17 protein-coding genes and 1 pseudogene are annotated in these 17776 nt (G+C 41.3%); 11 read left to right on the forward strand and 7 right to left on the reverse strand.

Features of this window, described 5'->3' with window-relative positions; genetic code table 11:
* Position 1: 1 nt before the first annotated feature.
* On the forward strand, positions 2-379 hold the full coding sequence (locus AC19MX_RS15060; RefSeq protein WP_432399568.1) for a DUF2069 domain-containing protein: 378 nt from the start codon (positions 2-4) through the stop codon (positions 377-379).
* Positions 380-476: 97 nt separating this feature from the next.
* On the opposite strand, the gene hda is transcribed toward AC19MX_RS15060, so the two are convergent.
* Positions 477-1187 carry a DnaA inactivator Hda gene (gene hda / locus AC19MX_RS15065; protein WP_160052290.1) on the reverse strand — a complete coding sequence of 237 codons (711 nt, stop codon included), beginning with the start codon at positions 1185-1187 and terminating at the stop codon, positions 477-479.
* An 84-nt stretch (positions 1188-1271) separates the two neighbouring features.
* Entirely contained in the window at positions 1272-2369 is a 1098-nt protein-coding gene (locus AC19MX_RS15070; protein WP_498299115.1) for a DUF2066 domain-containing protein, read from the reverse strand.
* Between the two features lie 250 nt (positions 2370-2619).
* On the opposite strand from AC19MX_RS15070, the gene AC19MX_RS15075 reads away from it, so the two are divergent.
* A complete protein-coding gene (locus AC19MX_RS15075; protein WP_498299116.1) occupies positions 2620-3855 on the forward strand; it encodes a uracil-xanthine permease family protein in 1236 nt (411 codons plus the stop codon).
* Positions 3856-3955: 100 nt separating this feature from the next.
* Here the strand turns inward: AC19MX_RS15075 and grxD are convergent, their stop codons facing one another.
* Positions 3956-4297 carry a Grx4 family monothiol glutaredoxin gene (grxD, locus tag AC19MX_RS15080; protein WP_011637214.1) on the reverse strand — a complete coding sequence of 114 codons (342 nt, stop codon included), beginning with the start codon at positions 4295-4297 and terminating at the stop codon, positions 3956-3958.
* Positions 4298-4532: 235 nt separating this feature from the next.
* Between grxD and sodB the strand changes: the two genes are divergently transcribed.
* From sodB to AC19MX_RS15100, 4 genes and pseudogenes are all read left to right on the forward strand, one after another.
* The gene (sodB, locus tag AC19MX_RS15085; RefSeq protein WP_011637213.1) at positions 4533-5117 is read left to right on the forward strand and encodes a superoxide dismutase [Fe]; all 585 of its coding nucleotides are present in this window, start codon (positions 4533-4535) and stop codon (positions 5115-5117) included.
* Positions 5118-5414: 297 nt separating this feature from the next.
* A pseudogene (locus AC19MX_RS15090) lies at positions 5415-7347 on the forward strand (PrkA family serine protein kinase).
* Between the two features lie 56 nt (positions 7348-7403).
* Complete coding sequence (locus AC19MX_RS15095; RefSeq protein WP_498299117.1) at positions 7404-8669, forward strand: YeaH/YhbH family protein; 1266 nt, start codon at positions 7404-7406, stop codon at positions 8667-8669.
* A gap of 9 nt (positions 8670-8678) precedes the next feature.
* On the forward strand, positions 8679-10223 hold the full coding sequence (locus AC19MX_RS15100) for a SpoVR family protein (RefSeq protein ID WP_498299118.1): 1545 nt from the start codon (positions 8679-8681) through the stop codon (positions 10221-10223).
* A 124-nt stretch (positions 10224-10347) separates the two neighbouring features.
* Here AC19MX_RS15100 and fadR read toward each other — a convergent pair whose 3' ends face one another.
* On the reverse strand, positions 10348-11067 hold the full coding sequence (gene fadR / locus AC19MX_RS15105; protein ID WP_432399575.1) for a fatty acid metabolism transcriptional regulator FadR: 720 nt from the start codon (positions 11065-11067) through the stop codon (positions 10348-10350).
* A gap of 583 nt (positions 11068-11650) precedes the next feature.
* Here fadR and nhaB point away from each other — a divergent pair.
* Together nhaB and dsbB are read left to right on the forward strand one after the other, a co-directional pair.
* Positions 11651-13243 carry a sodium/proton antiporter NhaB gene (gene nhaB, locus AC19MX_RS15110; RefSeq protein WP_432399576.1) on the forward strand — a complete coding sequence of 531 codons (1593 nt, stop codon included), beginning with the start codon at positions 11651-11653 and terminating at the stop codon, positions 13241-13243.
* Between the two features lie 112 nt (positions 13244-13355).
* Positions 13356-13865: a disulfide bond formation protein DsbB gene (gene dsbB / locus AC19MX_RS15115; RefSeq protein WP_498299119.1), complete on the forward strand. Its 510-nt coding sequence runs from the start codon at positions 13356-13358 to the stop codon at positions 13863-13865.
* A gap of 144 nt (positions 13866-14009) precedes the next feature.
* Here the strand turns inward: dsbB and AC19MX_RS15120 are convergent, their stop codons facing one another.
* From AC19MX_RS15120 to AC19MX_RS15130, 3 genes are all read right to left on the reverse strand, one after another.
* A complete protein-coding gene (locus AC19MX_RS15120) occupies positions 14010-14456 on the reverse strand; it encodes a YcgN family cysteine cluster protein (protein ID WP_432399578.1) in 447 nt (148 codons plus the stop codon).
* 61 nt (positions 14457-14517) lie between these two features.
* Entirely contained in the window at positions 14518-15480 is a 963-nt protein-coding gene (locus AC19MX_RS15125) for a lytic murein transglycosylase (protein WP_498299120.1), read from the reverse strand.
* A gap of 32 nt (positions 15481-15512) precedes the next feature.
* Positions 15513-15791, reverse strand: a complete 279-nt coding sequence (locus tag AC19MX_RS15130; RefSeq protein WP_432399580.1) for a YcgL domain-containing protein — start codon at positions 15789-15791, stop codon at positions 15513-15515.
* Positions 15792-15910: 119 nt separating this feature from the next.
* On the opposite strand from AC19MX_RS15130, the gene minC reads away from it, so the two are divergent.
* From minC to minE, 3 genes are read left to right on the forward strand one after another with little or no spacing between them, the layout of a single operon-like run.
* Complete coding sequence (gene minC / locus AC19MX_RS15135; protein ID WP_498299121.1) at positions 15911-16576, forward strand: septum site-determining protein MinC; 666 nt, start codon at positions 15911-15913, stop codon at positions 16574-16576.
* Between the two features lie 27 nt (positions 16577-16603).
* The gene (minD, locus tag AC19MX_RS15140) at positions 16604-17413 is read left to right on the forward strand and encodes a septum site-determining protein MinD (RefSeq protein ID WP_432399582.1); all 810 of its coding nucleotides are present in this window, start codon (positions 16604-16606) and stop codon (positions 17411-17413) included.
* A 2-nt stretch (positions 17414-17415) separates the two neighbouring features.
* A complete protein-coding gene (gene minE / locus AC19MX_RS15145; protein WP_160052275.1) occupies positions 17416-17676 on the forward strand; it encodes a cell division topological specificity factor MinE in 261 nt (86 codons plus the stop codon).
* The last annotated feature ends 100 nt before the right edge of the window (positions 17677-17776 follow it).

Below are 17776 nucleotides of genomic sequence, written 5' to 3' on the forward strand. Positions count from 1 at the left end.
AATGACCACACAAACCTTATTCCAACTCAGCCGTATTGGTTACCTTGCATTACTTTTGCTGCTTAGCGGCTGGTTTATTCAACAAGGCTTAAATGGCACCTATTCTCTTGGTTTTAGTTTAATTTGGATTGTCCCATTACTCTTTCCGCTAAAAGGCATTATTACCGGCAACCCATACACCTATGCCTGGGCGAGTTTTATTTTATGTGTGTATTTACTACATGGTTTGACCCTAGCGTATATCACCACTGACGCGTTTGCCTTTGCACTGATTGAATCTGTATTGATTTGTATTTTATTGGTTACCTTTCCTTTCTATGCCCGCAAACGCGGCCGAGAATTAGGCTTAGGATTAAAGAAAAAATCTGAACAACAGTAGAATATAAATAAACAAAAACGCCAAATGAATTCATTTGGCGTTTTTTTATTGTCATTTTAGCGCATGACAGCGCGTTATCTGTGTTTAAAATCTAGCTCTATAACCTAAGCATTTCTTTAATAAACGGAATAGTCAGTTTACGTTGATGAACCATAGACGCTTTATCAAGTTTATCGAGCACGTCAAATAAGGTACGTAAATCACGAGCCATTCTTGTTAGCAAAAAACGCCCTACTTCATCAGATAACTGTAAACCGCGCATTGCAGCGCGGCGTTGTAATGCGGCGAGCTTTTCATCATCAGCCATGGGTTGTAGCTGATAAATCAATCCCCATTGCATACGCGAGACGAGGTCAGGTAAAGAGAATCCTACCTCGGATGGCGATGCATTACCGCTGACAATCAAACGACAATCTTGCTGCTCTGCAATACGATTATACAGATGAAAAATGGCTTCTTCCCATACAGGATGTCCGGCAATGGCTTCAACATCATCGATACAAATCAGCTCTAATGATTCGAGTCCTTCAAACAATGCTGGAGAAATACTGGCGTGGATCCCTAATGGAATATATAGCGTACGTCGCTCTAAATCATTCGCATGGGCACAAGCTGCATGCATTAAATGAGTGCGACCTGATTTTTCGGGACCATAGATGTATAAAGAAGACGCAAGTGACCCTTCAGCACTAGCTTGAAGTTTTTGGATCAGCTCATCGTTACCCGAAGCAGGATAATAACTTTGAAAGGTTTCATCGTCAGGTAAGTAAACGGGTAAAGATAATTGTCTTGGTGAGTTTTGTGTCACTCAGATAGGTCTCGAAATCATAAACGAACAAACGTTATTATACATGTAAGCGCTCTATAATCACAGAGCGCCACCTTTGCCGACTTATTGGCCGAGCCATTGATACATTAACGAGGGTTGCGAAACCTCAGTTTTTTGTTGGTAAAATGACTCCACACTGCCCATTGTATCTAGCTTTGACAGGCGACTGTCTATATCCAGTAAACGCTGTAAATCATCGACACTACTATATAACTCAACGTTATAGGTTGCCGTGCTGCCTTTAAACGAATGTAAGCTTATTGATTTAATGGCGCTTAACTGACGTAAATAGGCTTCAATATTGACCACCTGAGTCATGTTATTTAAGCCAGAAAAGCTCACTTCTGTGGCCGCATTACTGCCGGTTGATGCAATCGCATACTGACTAATGTGGTAATCAGCTAAAATAGCCATCATGCGTTTTACCGCTTGTTGATTGTCTGCCGCCTCACCTTGCTGCGCCACTAAAGGTTGTAACACCCCATCGGTTCGGGTTTTATTGAATAAATTGATCGTAAACATCACTCGACTGCCTTGGTTTTCAATATTGGCAATCGCAAAGTAATCTGACTGGTAACGTGCCGAGGCAACAAATACGACATCCGTAAAACCGCCACGCACATCATTGACGGTAACACCCATCACGTCATCAAGATCCATAATCGGTAACATCACCGGAATACCTTTATTGGCAGACGCTTGGGTTAACTCATCACGAAGTTCTGATAAAGAGGCATCAGCTAAAATAGTGGGCTCAGTGTTTTCATCAACCGTTAACCACATCAGCGTTAATGGGCGTTGGCTTCCCCATACAGGCAAACCGGCCTGACGTAGCTTGGCAATCACTCTTTGATGATCAAAACTGGCTTTCAGCATCAGCTCGCCATTTTGTTCGAAATAGCCGTACTGAGTCAAAATGACTTCAGGCTCATTTATCTGGGCTTTAATGAGTGGGTTTAATACCACACTTGGGCTGCCAGAATTTTTTAAAAACACAGCCGCTAACGCTTCTTTCAATGCATTATTTTTAACATCGTTTGCACGTGAACTCACCGCAATATCAGCCTCTTCAAGCTTACTGACTTCAGCAGCTTGCACGAGCGCGATTGAGGTTAACGCAATTAAAGGTAACACAATGAGATTAATTAGTTTTTTCAGCATCTGATAACATAAACGCAGCAAATATAAGTAGCAAAATTATATCATAATAAAAAATGGATAACGAAAACTCTTTTTTACGGCAAGGTAGCACTAAGGTCAATTTGACTAAGTATTGTAGCGATATCAAATAACTATAATCACCACATAGGCCTAATACAGGTTATGAAAAAACAGGCTTTTATGTGACAATTCGCGCCGTTTAATCACACGCCTGCTTCTAGCCTGCTTCTAGATAATAACGGAGAAAAATATGAAACGCGTGTTAATCCCGCTTCAAGGTGCACAAATGTTATTTGTCGCCTTTGGTGCACTGGTACTTATGCCATTATTAACGGGCCTAGACACTAGCGTCGCCCTGTTTACTGCCGGTTTCGGTACCCTTTTGTTTCAACTCGTCACTAAGCGTCAAGTCCCCATATTTCTTGCTTCTTCTTTTGCCTTTATTGCGCCGATTTTATATGGCGTACAAACTTGGGGCATTCCGGCCACTATGGGTGGATTAATGGCGGCTGGTGTGGTGTACATGTTACTGGGCTTATCGGTTAAGTTACGCGGCACCGGCTTTATTCATAGGTTGTTACCGCCTGTGGTCGTCGGCCCTGTCATTATGATTATTGGCTTAGGCTTAGCTCCTGTTGCAGTTAATATGGCGCTGGGTAAAAGTGGCGACGGCAGCATAGTGATTATTGAACAAAACACCGCATTATTTATTTCACTTGCCGCATTAATGACTACGGTTTTGGTTGCTGTATTCGCCAAAGGATTAGTGCGATTAATGCCGATCCTTGCCGGTATCTTAGTTGGCTACGGCGCCAGTTTAGCCTTTGGCATCGTTGACTTTACCCCAGTAACGCAAGCGGCATGGTTAGCCATGCCCAACTTTGTTGCCCCAGAATTTAATTGGCACGCTATTTTATTCATGATCCCGGTAGCCATTGCACCTGCAGTTGAACACATTGGAGATATTTTAGCGATTTCAAATGTGACCGGTAAAGATTTTCTTAAAAAGCCAGGCCTGCACCGCACATTAATGGGTGACGGTATTGCGACTATTGCAGCATCGGCGTTAGGTGGACCACCAAACACCACATACAGTGAAGTCACTGGCGCAGTCACATTAACCAAAAGCTTTGACCCACGCATTATGACATGGACGGCTATCACCGCGATTACGCTTGCTTTTGTTGGTAAATTGGGGGCATTAATGCAAACGATCCCGGTGCCGGTAATGGGCGGCATTATGTGCTTATTGTTTGGCTCTATTGCGGCGGTTGGTTTAAATACCTTGATACGCCATCAGGTCGATTTATCTGAGCCACGTAATCTGAGTATTGTTGGGGTGACTCTGGTATTTGGTATTGGCGGCATGGCCTTTGGCATCGGCTCATTTAGCCTAACAGGCATCAGCCTTTGCGGTATTGTGGCGATAGTCATGAATTTAATTTTACCGACGGTAAAAAAGCCTCACACAGATGAAACACATTAAGATTGATAACTGACGTTGTTAAATAACAGATAATAAAAAGCCCCAATGGCTCTCGCTTTGGGGCTTTTTTTATTGCGTTAAACACATTAAAGGTTAACGATTACTCTGCTGCATCTTCTGTACGGAATTTATCAGCAGTGGCTTTAATAATTGGTTGAAGCTCACCTTTTTGGAACATTTCTGTGATGATGTCACAACCACCAATCAACTCGCCTTCAACCCATAATTGTGGGAATGTTGGCCAGTTAGCAAATTTTGGTAATTCAGCACGGATATCTGGGTGCTGTAAAATGTCTACGAATGCAAATTGTTCACCACAGTTGATCATCACCTGAGCAACCTGAGATGAAAATCCACAGCTTGGTAATTTAGGCGAACCTTTCATGTACACAATAATTGGGTTTTCGCTAATTTGCTGTTTAATCTTTTCTACAGTTTCCATTTGATTTCCTAAGTACGACGACTGAACACATAATAGCTATTGTACGACACCTAGACAAATAACAAAATGCTACGATTTGTAAGGTTAATCTAAAATCCAGCAAATCAATTAGCCCAAGCGCGATAATTCCCTAAACAATGATTCACATCACAAAAATAATCAGTACAATAGCAAGAGAGCAATGTTACCTGATTGGTAAACAAAAACGATAACCTGAATCCATGGAGAGATACTAATGGCTTTCGAACTACCAGCATTACCTTATGCAAAGAACGCACTTGAACCGCACATTTCACAAGAAACTATCGAGTTCCATTACGGTAAGCACCACAACACTTACGTGGTAAAACTGAATGGTTTAGTTGAAGGAACTGAATTTGCTGGCAAGACGCTAGAAGAAGTTGTTAAAACTTCAACAGGTGGCATGTTCAACAACGCAGCTCAAGTTTGGAACCACACTTTTTACTGGAACTGTTTAGCGCCTAACGCTGGCGGCGAAGCCACTGGCGATATCGCAGCGGCTATCAATGCATCTTTCGGTTCTTTTGAAGAATTCAAAGCTAAGTTTACAGATTCTGCAGTAAACAACTTCGGTAGCGCTTGGACTTGGCTTGTGAAAAAAGCTGACGGTTCTTTAGCTATCGTTAACACCAGCAACGCTGCGACTCCGTTAACAGACGAATCAGTTACTATTTTATTAACTGTAGACGTATGGGAACATGCTTACTACGTTGATTATCGTAACGCACGTCCAGAGTATTTAGCTCACTTCTGGCAACTTGTTAACTGGGAATTTGTTAACAAAAACTTTGCTGCTTAATCTTAATTAACAGTAAAACTTAAGGAGCCTATATGGCTCCTTTTTTATGCCTGCATGTCATTAACGCTCATACTTTATGCTCAGCTCTATTTTTGCAACTATTGCAAATGCTACTGTTTGTCTTTGTTTTTATTTAACTTATTTTAACTAAAATTTAGCTAAGTCGTTTGCCCTGTCCTACACTTTAGTCGTAAAGCCTAATGTAGCTGGATAGGTCTAGCAGCATATTCCCCTAGATCCTCTCCCATCACTTTGGCTTTTAAAAGTGAGACAACTGTATGTTTTGAGGGGGTTACCATGGGCATATTTGAGCATTATCAACAACGTTATGAGAAAAAGCTCGACGAGGAATACACCTTAGCGCAATTTCTTGATATTTGTAAGCAAGACAAAAGTGCCTACGTGTCTGCTGCAGAGCGATTATTAATGGCCATTGGTGAAGCCAAAATGGTCGACACAGCCAAAAATCCCATCCTGAGCCGAATTTTCTCTAACCGTTTAATTGCAAGTTATCCCGCTTTTAAAGATTTATGGCATGGAAGATGCCATAGAACAAATCGTGGCTTATTTAAAACATTCAGCTCAAGGCTTAGAAGAATCCAAGCAGATCTTGTATTTGCTTGGCCCTGTCGGTGGCGGTAAATCATCACTGGCAGAAAAATTAAAAGCCTTGATGCAACAAGTCCCGATTTATATTCTCAGTGCTGATGGTATGCGCAGCCCTGTCAACGACCACCCTTTTTGCTTATTTGATCCCGAAGAAGACAGCGCGCTACTACAAAGCGAATACAATATTCCCATTCGCTACCTTAAAACGATTATGTCTCCCTGGGCAGTTAAACGCTTGCATCAATACGGCGGCGACATTTCTAAATTTAGAGTCGTAAAAGTCTATCCATCAGTATTAGATCAAATTGGTATTGCGAAAACAGAGCCTGGCGATGAAAACAATCAAGATATTTCTGCGCTTGTCGGTAAAGTGGATATTCGTCAACTTGAGCATTTTTCACAAGATGATGCCGATGCGTATGCATACTCAGGTGCGCTGTGTCGTGCCAACCAAGGCTTGATGGAATTTGTCGAAATGTTTAAAGCGCCCATTAAAGTGCTACACCCATTATTAACCGCCACTCAAGAAGGCAATTACAATGGTACAGAGGGCTTATCTGCACTGCCCTACAATGGGATTATTTTGGCTCACTCAAATGAGTCGGAATGGTCGACATTTAGAAATAACAAAAACAACGAAGCTTTTTTAGACCGGGTTTATATTGTTAAAGTGCCTTATTGTTTGCGCGTGTCAGAAGAAATGGCAATCTATCAAAAGTTGTTAGTCAACTCCGAATTATCTGCAGCATCATGTGCACCTGGAACGTTAGAAACCTTAGCGCAGTTTAGTGTGTTATCACGCTTAAAAGTCCCTGATAACTCATCGATTTATTCAAAAATGCGTGTCTATAATGGCGAAAGTTTAAAAGACACCGATCCAAAAGCTAAATCATACCAGGAGTATCGAGACTACGCCGGTGTAGATGAAGGTATGCAAGGATTGTCGACTCGTTTTGCCTTTAAAATTTTGTCACGTGTGTTCAACTTTGATAGTGCTGAAATTGCCGCTAATCCAGTGCATCTTTTTTACGTACTTGAAAAGCAAATTGAACAAGAGCAATTCCCAAGTGAAACAGGCGAGAAGTACCTTGAATTTTTAAAAGGCTACCTTATTCCTAAGTATGTGGAATTTATTGGTAAAGAAATTCAAACCGCCTATCTTGAGTCTTATTCAGAATACGGCCAAAATATTTTTGACCGTTATGTCACCTACGCAGACTTTTGGATCCAAGATCAAGAGTATCGCGATCCTGAAACCGGTCAGTTATTTGACCGTGGCGCTTTAAATGCTGAGTTAGAGAAAATAGAAAAACCTGCAGGCATCAGTAATCCTAAAGATTTCCGCAATGAAATCGTTAACTTCGTTTTACGCGCCAGAGCCAACAACGAAGGTAATAATCCATTGTGGACCAGTTACGAAAAACTGCGCACTGTGATTGAAAAGAAAATGTTTTCTAATACAGAAGATTTATTACCCGTTATTTCATTCAATGCCAAAACCTCAAATGATGACCAACGTAAACACGATGATTTCGTCAATCGGATGATGGAGAAAGGCTACACCAAGAAACAAGTCCGCTTATTGTCTGAATGGTATTTACGCGTTCGAAAATCATCATAATCAACACCCAGCCCTGGCTGAGACATACTCAGCCAGATAGTTGACTTGGGGGGCGTATGGCAAACTTTATCGATAGACGACTTAATGCTAAAGGAAAAAGCACGGTTAATCGTCAGCGTTTTATTGAACGCTATAAAAAACAAATCAAAAAAGCGGTCAGTGATGCCGTGACCCGTCGCAGTGTAACTGATATTGATAAAGGGGAAGAGATCAGTATTCCGACTCGCGACATCAGTGAACCGCTATTTAGGCAAGGTCAAGGCGGTAAACGAAATCGCGTTCATCCTGGTAATGATCAGTTTAATCGTGGAGACCAAATACAGCGCCCTAATGGCGGTCAAGGTGGTGCGGGCCAAGGCGATGCTTCAGACAGCGGCGAAGGCAATGATGATTTTGTCTTTAATATCTCAAAAGATGAATATCTAGAATTATTATTTGAAGACTTAGCGCTACCCAACTTGCAAAATAATCGCCTTAATAAGTTGGTTGAGTATCAAATTTATCGGGCGGGTTTTACCAACGATGGCGTGCCAGCCAATATTAATATTGTACGATCGCTGCGATCGTCACTTGCACGCCGTATTGCGATGTCTGGCAGTAAAAAGCGCGCCCTCAAATTATTAGCAGCCGAGCTTGAGCAATTACAAAATACACCAGGCTCAAAAGCTGAAAACATTCTCGCGTTAAAAGAGCAAATTGAATTACTCAAAAAACAAATCGCCAATGTGCCGTTTATCGACACCTTTGACTTAAGGTTCAATAACTACGCTAAGCGTGAAAAACCGTCCAGTCAGGCGGTAATGTTCTGTTTAATGGATGTGTCTGGCTCGATGGATCAAGCGACTAAAGACATTGCCAAACGGTTTTATATATTGCTGTATTTGTTTTTAACCCGCAGTTATAAAAATCTTGAGGTGGTCTATATCCGCCATCACACCCAAGCAAAAGAAGTCGATGAACACGAATTTTTTTACTCGCAAGAAACTGGCGGCACCATAGTATCGAGTGCATTAACATTAATGAACGAAATACAACAAGCACGTTATCCCGAAAACGAGTGGAACATTTACGCCGCGCAGGCATCGGACGGTGATAATTGGGTCGACGATTCGCCCCACTGCCATGACTTATTGGCCAACCATATACTGCCTAAAGTGCGATACTTTAGTTACATCGAAATCACTCAACGTGCCCACCAGACCTTATGGAATCAATATCAAGATCTGCAACAACAATTTGATAATATTGCAGTGCAACACATTCGTGAAGTCGAAGACATTTATCCGGTATTTCGTGAACTCTTTAAAAAACAGGCTGTATAGGGGGTAACCATGGTTAATGCAACTCGCAAGCCGTTGGATGATGGACCCGAATGGACATTCGACTTACTTGACCAATATCAGCATGCCATTGCTGAAGCTGCAGATTTTTTCAAATTGGATGCATATCCAAACCAAATCGAAATCATCACCGCCGAGCAAATGATGGACGCTTATGCCGGAATTGGTATGCCAATCGGTTATACCCATTGGTCGTTTGGCAAACGTTTTATTGAAACGGAGCAGGGTTACAAGCGCGGGCAAATGGGCTTAGCCTACGAGATTGTGATTAACTCAGACCCTTGCATTGCCTATTTAATGGAAGAAAACACCATCACCATGCAAGCCCTAGTGATGGCACATGCGTGTTATGGCCATAACAGTTTTTTTAAAAATAACTATTTATTTAAAACCTGGACTGATGCCAGCTCAATTATTGATTACTTAGTGTTTGCCAAGAATTACATTCGGGAATGCGAAGTAAAATACGGCATTGAACAGGTTGAACTCACGCTCGACTCTTGCCATGCATTAATGAATTATGGCGTTGATCGTTACAAGCGCCCTGCTGAGGTGTCGTTTAAAGAAGAGCAAGCACGCCAACAAGAGCGCGAGGATTACCTGCAAACTCAGGTTAATGACTTATGGCGAACCATCCCCATATCACCGCAAAAAACACCCCAAGATAACGACAAAATCTTTCCAGAAGAACCGCAAGAAAATATTCTGTATTTTATCGAAAAAAACGCCCCATTATTAGCACCTTGGCAACGTGAACTGGTGCGTATTGTGCGTAAAATGGCGCAATATTTTTACCCTCAAAAACAGACTCAGGTCATGAATGAAGGCTGGGCAACATTTTGGCATTACACCATTTTGAATCGTCTTTATGATACCGGTAAAGTCAGCGATCGCTTTATGTTAGAGTTTTTACAAAGCCACACGGCAGTCGTCGCGCAGCCGTCTTATAATAGCCCTTACTATACTGGCATTAACCCCTATGCATTAGGGTTTGCCATGTTTATTGATATTAGGCGTATTTGTGAGAATCCAACGGATGAAGACCGTCAATGGTTTCCCGATATCGCGGGCAGCGACTGGCTAACCACAGTACATTTTGCTATGCAAAACTTTAAAGATGAGAGTTTTATCAGCCAATACTTATCTCCTAAAGTGATAAGAGATTTTAAGTTATTTGGGATTTTAGATGATGAAAAACGCAGTCATTTAGCCGTATCCGCCATTCACGATGAACAAGGTTATCAAGATATTCGCAATACACTGTCGCAGCAGTATAACTTGTCTAACATCGAGCCTAACATTCAAGTACAACAAGTGCTGGTCAATGGCGACCGTTCAATAACACTTCGTTATATCCCTTTTGATAATATCCCGTTGGCAGACAATCATCAGGAAGTATTGAAACATCTGCATCGGTTATGGGGGTTTACTGTGAGACTCGAGCAAGTTGATGAACTTGGCATGATAAAAGTACTATCAACATGCCCTGAAATGGAATCACAGCCTCACCATTCTTCTTATAACGTTATCGCTTAGGCTCATTACATAAGCTAATAACATATCCTATAACATAAGTCCTTTAACATTAGTCCTTAGCTTATGGGCATAAAAAAACCAATCGCTAAACGATTGGTTTTTATGTTTAAGCTATCAAACTGATTTAGCTGTTGTCATGACCGATTTCAGCGGGCATATCATCACGCAGTTTTTGCCATAATTTACCGCTTTCAATACCATTGTTACGCATTAACGTAGGCACTTCGGCATAGTTTTTATCTTTGGCTAATTTTTCAAGTTTGATATAGAAACGCATCGTCAATTCTCGAGCTTCTTGGCTTGAAAAGTAGAAACGCCCCACACGGTTATATAAACCTTTAAATCCATTTAAAATCAACACATACAGTGGATTTCCTGACGCAAAAGCCAAAGTGTGATGTAATTGGTAATCAAACTCGGCATAGGCTTCAGCATCGTTTTCTAACGAATGAATACCTGCTAAAGCGGCAATGGCTTTATCGGGATTATGTCTAATCGATGCTCGGAAATAAATGTTACTCACGTTGCCACGCGCTGACATTAACTGATCGACTAATAACGGAAATCCATCTGGATTTAAATCCGCGATGGTTTCAAGAATATTGAGTCCTGATGTTTCCCAAAAGTTATTCACTTGGGTTGGTTTGCCATGTTGAATTTTCAACCAGCCATCTCGAGCTAAACGTTGCAGGACTTCACGTAATGTTGTGCGAGTCACTCCAATGAGTTCAGAAAGCTCACGTTCCGCGGGTAAAATTGATCCGGGTGGGAACTTGTTTTCCCAAATGGAACGAACAATGTACTTTTCGGCGAAACTTGCTGGGCCTTTGGCATTGATGATCATTAGCCTTCATATCCTATTGCTAAACAATGGCGAAACTATTGACTGATCATACCAGAGCGGTGGAAAATAAAAACCATTGTTTATTCACAACACATATAATGCTTGTTTTTTAAACATACCTAATTTATTCAAATCGGATTAACTGAATTCACTTCACAACTTGACTATTATCATCAACATATCGTGATTTATGTCGATAAAATAAAACAAGTTTAGTATATACTCATGTAGCTAGTTTGTTAGTGCTGTGTAGGTATTTTTGCCCGTACTACGGCATTACAATGAGACTTGTTTAAGCTACACTAGCGACGAAAATAATGAGCCATATAGCGTTTTTCGCATTACAACATGCGCTAAAACCTTGTTTAATAAATCAATTCATCACTATTTTCAATTAACCACAGGCCATTTGTAATACTATAGTAGGTAAAGTTTTAATGAAAATTAATGAAATATTGATTTTCATCAAGTTTTTAATCCGAACTTGCCTCTATTCTCCCAACCTGTTGAAAATAAGAATGTGTTGTTTGCTATCAAGAAATGGTACCAATACTGTCACAATAACAATATCGGAGAGGCTGCTATGCAGGCAACCAAGGGTCAAGCGCTATTTGTTAACTTTTTAGGCAATTCGCCTAAGTGGTACAAATACGCCATTTTGGCATTTTTAATTATTAATCCCCTGCTGTTCTTTTATGTCAGTCCATTTGTCGCAGGATGGGTGCTGGTTGTTGAATTCATTTTTACACTCGCGATGGCATTAAAATGTTATCCGTTACAGCCAGGGGGCTTGCTTGCAATTGAAGCGGTGATGATAGGCATGACATCGCCCACCCAGGTTCTGCATGAAATAGAAGCCAACTTAGAAGTGCTTTTACTATTAGTGTTTATGGTTGCCGGTATTTACTTTATGAAGCAGCTGTTGCTGTTCGTATTTACCAAGATGATCACGAAGGTTCGCTCCAAAGTCATTGTGTCCTTGATGTTTTGCACCGCATCGGCCTTTTTATCTGCCTTTTTAGACGCTTTAACCGTTATTGCAGTAATCATTGCTGTGGCGGTGGGCTTTTACTCTATTTATCACAAAGTCGCGTCAGGCAAGAGCTTTAGCGATAATGATGGGCACGACCATACATCGGAATCTTCAGACCAACTCAACGACGATGAATTAGAAGCATTTAGAGCGTTCTTACGTAACCTATTGATGCATTCTGGTATTGGTACCGCTTTAGGTGGTGTATGTACCATGGTGGGTGAGCCACAAAACTTAATCATTGCGGCGCAGGCTCATTGGCAATTTGGTGAGTTCTTCTTACGTATGTCACCAGTCACTATGCCGGTGCTGTTTGCGGGTATTTTTACTTGTTTCCTTGTAGAAAAATTAAAATGGTTTGGCTATGGCGCGCAGTTACCTGATGCTGTTCACCGCATTTTAACTGACTACGCAGCTCATGAAGATTCGCATCGAACCAACCAAGATAAAATGAAATTGGTTGTTCAGGCGTTAATTGGTGTTTGGTTAATTGTCGGCTTAGCACTGCATTTAGCATCTGTAGGCTTAATCGGTTTATCTGTCATTATTTTAGCGACGGCCTTTAATGGTGTGACTGATGAACATGCATTGGGTAAAGCGTTTGAAGAAGCATTACCGTTTACTGCACTTTTAGCCGTGTTCTTCGCCATTGTTGGTGTGATCATTGACCAAGGCTTATTTGCGCCAGTCATCCAATGGGCATTAGGTTATGAAGGCAATACGCAGTTGGTGATTTTCTATATTGCAAACGGCTTATTGTCTATGGTGAGTGATAACGTCTTTGTGGGTACGGTGTACATTAACGAAGTTAAATCAGCATTATTGAGTGGCCAAATTACCCGAGACCAATTTGACTTACTTGCTGTCGCAATTAACACAGGTACTAACCTTCCGTCAGTCGCTACGCCAAACGGCCAAGCTGCGTTCTTGTTCTTGTTGACCTCTGCGATTGCACCGCTTATTCGTCTGTCTTATGGTCGCATGGTGTGGATGGCATTACCTTATACCATCGTATTATCGATTGTGGGAGTGATGGCCATTGAAACCGGTTTCTTAACTGATATGACCCAAGTACTGTACGACACGCAGTTGATTATTCACCACTCAGCGAAAGATTTGGGAGGTATGGTTAGCGGCCATTAGTGAGCTAGGATGTTGGACTTAATAGATAATTTATCTTAAAGTCGACACAACCCATTTGAACACCCTCAATTGAGGGTGTTTTTTTATCTCAAAATTGCACTAGGAGCAGTACTTGTCAACGTTACAACTCTTTTGTCGTGGTCGTTTATCGTGGGGATTACTCGCGCTCTCTGGAGTGGTATTAGAGCTTGCCGCACTGTTTTTTCAATATGGAATGGATCTGTCACCCTGCGTAATGTGCATATACGTGCGTGTAGCCGTTCTTGGCCTTATATTGGCGGGATTAATTGGCATGCTTCAACCCACATGGTTGATTTTACGCTTTGTAGGCTTAGTGGGTTGGTTAGTGTCTGCTGTATGGGGATTTCGTTTAGCTTATGAGCTTAACAACATGCAAGTGAACCCGTCACCTTTTGCAACATGCTCTTTTTATCCTGAATTCCCAAGCTTTATGCCATTAGATATTTGGCTCCCATCGGTGTTTTCTCCTACCGGAATGTGCAGCGATCTGCCTTGGACGTGGTTATCGGTGAGCATGGCACAATGGATGATGGTGTGTTTTGCTATCTATGCCCTGATTTGGTTAGCTATGCTTGTTCCGAGCTTAAAACCGGCAAAATAACCTATCACCGTGATTAAACAAAAAAAGACCTCAATAGAGGTCTTTTTTGTTTATCATGATGCACATCGGTGTCTGCAATTTTATCGAAACCGCTGGACGCATGCTGAGTGGTCACTTATTAATGCGGACTGGTATTGTCATTTACTATTCAACATCAAGTAATGGCCACAAAACAATACAGTCTTCTAAGTATTTAACTTTCATCTCGTTAACCGTTTTACCTTGCACCGAAATACCTGCAGCATGCATAGCCTCTTTGTCACCGGTCAATAATGGGTGCCAGCTAGGTAACGCTTTACCCAAATATAAACGACGATAAGCACAGCTGTCTGGCAGCCAGGTTAACTCGCTAATGTTAGCAGGCGTTATCGCAGTACATTCTGGCACGTATTTAAAACGTTCAATGTAGCGTCGACAACTGCAACTGTCCCCATCGAGTAAATGACAAGCAGCATTGGTGTAATACAATTCATCGGTTTCATCATCGATAATTTTATTTAAGCAGCATTTACCGCAGCCATCACAGAGCGACTCCCATTGTATCGGAGTCATTTCATCTAACGGGGTTGTTGTCCAAAACTGTGTCATCATGGTCTATCTAAAGAATTATTCATCAAAATTTGTCAGTATTTTACACCGAAAACAGCTCAAGTTACTGCTTAATTTTTTCAGAAAGATAGGTTAACGCAAGGGTGTCATGAAATGAGGGCGTAAATTGATGTAATAATCGAAAATTATCGTAAACCAAATAAAAGCGCCCTTTGCTACCGTCAGGAGCAATTAACGACACATTCATATCGCTGCGCGATGGCAAGTTATCACCATTAAAACGCCTAATGCCATATGCCTGCCATTGGGGAAAAGTATGGGTCGTGGCCAACCCTAACAAATTAGGGTCCAACATCATGGTCGCTTTAACTTGCCTGCCCCAGGTAGAGTCAAACTGCCAACCTTGTTGATGCAACATATTGGCCGCGCTGGCAAACGCATCTTCTGTCGTATCCCAAATATCAATTGTGCCATCTTGATTGCCATCTACAGCATACGCTAATAACTGTGATGGCATCATTTGCATTTGCCCCATAGCCCCAGTTGATGAACTACGCAGCGAAGCGATTGGGATATTTTTCTGTTCAATGAGCTTCAGCGCAGCAATAAACTCGTTAACATAAAAAGATTCATTTTCACCTTTAAAAGCAAGAGATGCTAAAACAGATAATGTTGAAAACCGACCAGATTGCTCGCCAAAGCGCGAATTAACACCCCATAGGGCAATCAGAAAACGAGGTTGAATTTGATAACGCTGGCTGAGCTTATGAACGAGTACTTCATGTTGTTGCAACATGGCTCTAGCGGTACTGACAGTAATTTCTGGGATGTCTTGTGCAATAGAGGTTTCAAGCGTGTGTTGTGGCTTAGAATCAAGATTGGCTTTTTTAAACACTTTAATCTGTGAAATATACCGCTCTGCCGTCACCGGAGCAACACCGGCATTAATGGATTGTTGTTGTAGGGAAAGCAGATAATCTTCAAATTGGTGATGACTACTCTTAGCCATCACTAACGGAGAAAATAAGAAGTAAACTATTGTGCTTAAGATGATTTTTAGAATCATATGAGTCCTGTCTACTCCTCAAAAGATTCAGTTTATTGCTTAAAACCTATCTCTTGTTTGTGTTGGTCGAGTAAATTAATATTCGGTGGCGGAATTTGTAAATAAAAGCCTTGTTCTTCTAATGCCACTTTCACTTTACCAATATCAGCAATACCAAGATGATCACGCTTTGATAAAGGTACAATCATCACTAACGTTGGTGCGCCAAACATTTCCATTAATTGAGCTGGAACATCATCAAAAACATCACGTTTTTTGACAAAAAGGTAAGTATCGGCTTTTCTACTGCTTTTATATACTGCACAAATCATTTTAGTGTAAATTTCCAAAGGTTCAAACTTGATAGTCAACTAAGCACACTATAACATGGTGACTCAAGAAAATAATTGTAAATCAGTTTCTAGCTGATGTTTTGGAGAATGATGCCGGGATGGCTAAACAAAATCTCGAATTAAAAGCCACGTCTTTTACACTGTCAGTACTGCACATAAATAATAGTAATCTCGACATTATTGCTGCTGAATTAGATAACAAACTGGCACAAGCCCCGCAATTTTTCTTGGGCGCGCCTTTGGTGTTAAATCTTGCTGCGATTAAGCATACCCAAATCGATTTTTACGCGCTCAAACAATTATTAACTGACCGAAATTTAATTATCGTTGGCATTACCGATGCGAATGAAGCGCAAATAGAACAGGCTAAAAACATGGCGATTGCCGTGGTCAAATCAGGTAAACAAGCCGCAAAAGCTGAGCTACCTAAAAGAGCCACTAAAATTGTTAAGCAAAATGTGCGTTCTGGACAACAAATATACGCACAAAATGCTGATTTAGTCATTTTTGGTGCGGTTGGCAATGGCGCTGAAGTCATTGCTGATGGTAGCATTCATATATATGGTGCACTTCGTGGTAAAGCCATGGCAGGTGCTGCGGGTGATAATCAAAGTGTGATTATTGCTAACTCGCTTGAAGCAGAATTAGTGTCGATTGCTGGGCAGTATTGGTTAACAGAACATTTACAACAATACGCACTCGATCAAAGAGGTTGTATCCGCCTTGAAGGCGAATCTCTCACAGTTGAATCATTGCCTCAATAATTGGCAAATAAAAGGATATAAAACAAAATGGCGCAAATTATTGTTGTCACATCAGGTAAAGGTGGTGTGGGGAAAACAACATCCAGTGCAGCAATTGCCACAGGATTGGCTTTAAAAGGTAAAAAAACCGTGGTTATCGATTTTGATATCGGTTTACGTAACCTTGATTTAATTATGGGTTGTGAACGTCGTGTAGTGTATGACTTTGTTAATGTGATTAATGGCGAAGCAAACCTCAATCAAGCCTTAATTAAAGATAAGCGCTGTGACAAACTCTTTGTATTACCTGCGTCGCAAACACGCGACAAAGATGCATTAACCAAAGAGGGTGTGGGGCGAGTATTAGACAATTTAGCTAAAGACTTTGATTACATCGTCTGTGACTCTCCAGCCGGTATTGAGCAAGGCGCAATGATGGCATTATACTTTGCCGACATAGCCATTGTAACGACTAACCCTGAAGTCAGCTCAGTGCGCGACTCAGACCGTATATTAGGCATGTTACAAAGCCGTTCTCGTCGTGCAGAGCTGTCACTTGAGCCTATTAAAGAATATTTATTACTCACCCGCTATTCACCTGCTAGAGTCAAAACAGGTGAGATGCTCAGTGTGGAAGATGTAAAAGAAATTTTAGCCATCGAACTACTTGGGGTTATACCTGAGTCTCAGTCGGTACTTAAAGCGTCAAACTCTGGTGTACCAGTGATTATTGATCAAGAAAGTGATGCAGGCTCAGCCTACAGCGATACTGTCGCTCGCTTATTAGGTGACGATGTACCGGTTCGATTTATCACAGAAGAAAAAAAGGGATTCCTTAAAAGGATTTTTGGTAGCTAACTATGTCGATACTTGATTATTTCAGAAGCAATAAAAAACCTAATACCGCATCGCTGGCAAAGGAAAGATTGCAAATTATTGTGGCACATCAACGTGGAGAACGCGGTGCGCCCGATTACTTCCCAAAGATGAAGCAAGAAATCATCGAAGTGATCCGCAAATATGTTCAGATATCAGACGACCAAGTCTCTGTGCAACTTGATCAAAACGATGATAATTTATCGGTATTAGAACTTAACGTCACCTTACCTGATTCAAAGTAGTTCGCTAAGGTGAAAAAAGGATACTGGCATAATGCGAGTATCCTTTTTTATTGGCTATCGAAAATAATGACATTAACGATAACCCACAATCCCTTACGAC

Source organism: Shewanella sp. MF05956 (assembly GCF_059758055.1).

What these genes read in the sequence shown, in the direction of transcription:
- AC19MX_RS15070 (WP_498299115.1), bottom strand. Translation starts at nt 2,369, where the DNA reads ATGCTGAAAAAACTAATTAATCTCATTGTGTTACCTTTAATTGCGTTA.
- AC19MX_RS15120 (WP_432399578.1), bottom strand. Translation starts at nt 14,456, where the DNA reads ATGATGACACAGTTTTGGACAACAACCCCGTTAGATGAAATGACTCCG.
- minC (WP_498299121.1), top strand. Translation starts at nt 15,911, where the DNA reads ATGGCTAAACAAAATCTCGAATTAAAAGCCACGTCTTTTACACTGTCA.
- AC19MX_RS15100 (WP_498299118.1), top strand. Translation starts at nt 8,679, where the DNA reads ATGGTTAATGCAACTCGCAAGCCGTTGGATGATGGACCCGAATGGACA.
- minD (WP_432399582.1), top strand. Translation starts at nt 16,604, where the DNA reads ATGGCGCAAATTATTGTTGTCACATCAGGTAAAGGTGGTGTGGGGAAA.
- AC19MX_RS15075 (WP_498299116.1), top strand. Translation starts at nt 2,620, where the DNA reads ATGAAACGCGTGTTAATCCCGCTTCAAGGTGCACAAATGTTATTTGTC.
- fadR (WP_432399575.1), bottom strand. Translation starts at nt 11,067, where the DNA reads ATGATCATCAATGCCAAAGGCCCAGCAAGTTTCGCCGAAAAGTACATT.
- minE (WP_160052275.1), top strand. Translation starts at nt 17,416, where the DNA reads ATGTCGATACTTGATTATTTCAGAAGCAATAAAAAACCTAATACCGCA.
- AC19MX_RS15095 (WP_498299117.1), top strand. Translation starts at nt 7,404, where the DNA reads ATGGCAAACTTTATCGATAGACGACTTAATGCTAAAGGAAAAAGCACG.
- sodB (WP_011637213.1), top strand. Translation starts at nt 4,533, where the DNA reads ATGGCTTTCGAACTACCAGCATTACCTTATGCAAAGAACGCACTTGAA.
- grxD (WP_011637214.1), bottom strand. Translation starts at nt 4,297, where the DNA reads ATGGAAACTGTAGAAAAGATTAAACAGCAAATTAGCGAAAACCCAATT.
- AC19MX_RS15060 (WP_432399568.1), top strand. Translation starts at nt 2, where the DNA reads ATGACCACACAAACCTTATTCCAACTCAGCCGTATTGGTTACCTTGCA.
- nhaB (WP_432399576.1), top strand. Translation starts at nt 11,651, where the DNA reads ATGCAGGCAACCAAGGGTCAAGCGCTATTTGTTAACTTTTTAGGCAAT.
- AC19MX_RS15125 (WP_498299120.1), bottom strand. Translation starts at nt 15,480, where the DNA reads ATGATTCTAAAAATCATCTTAAGCACAATAGTTTACTTCTTATTTTCT.
- AC19MX_RS15130 (WP_432399580.1), bottom strand. Translation starts at nt 15,791, where the DNA reads ATGATTTGTGCAGTATATAAAAGCAGTAGAAAAGCCGATACTTACCTT.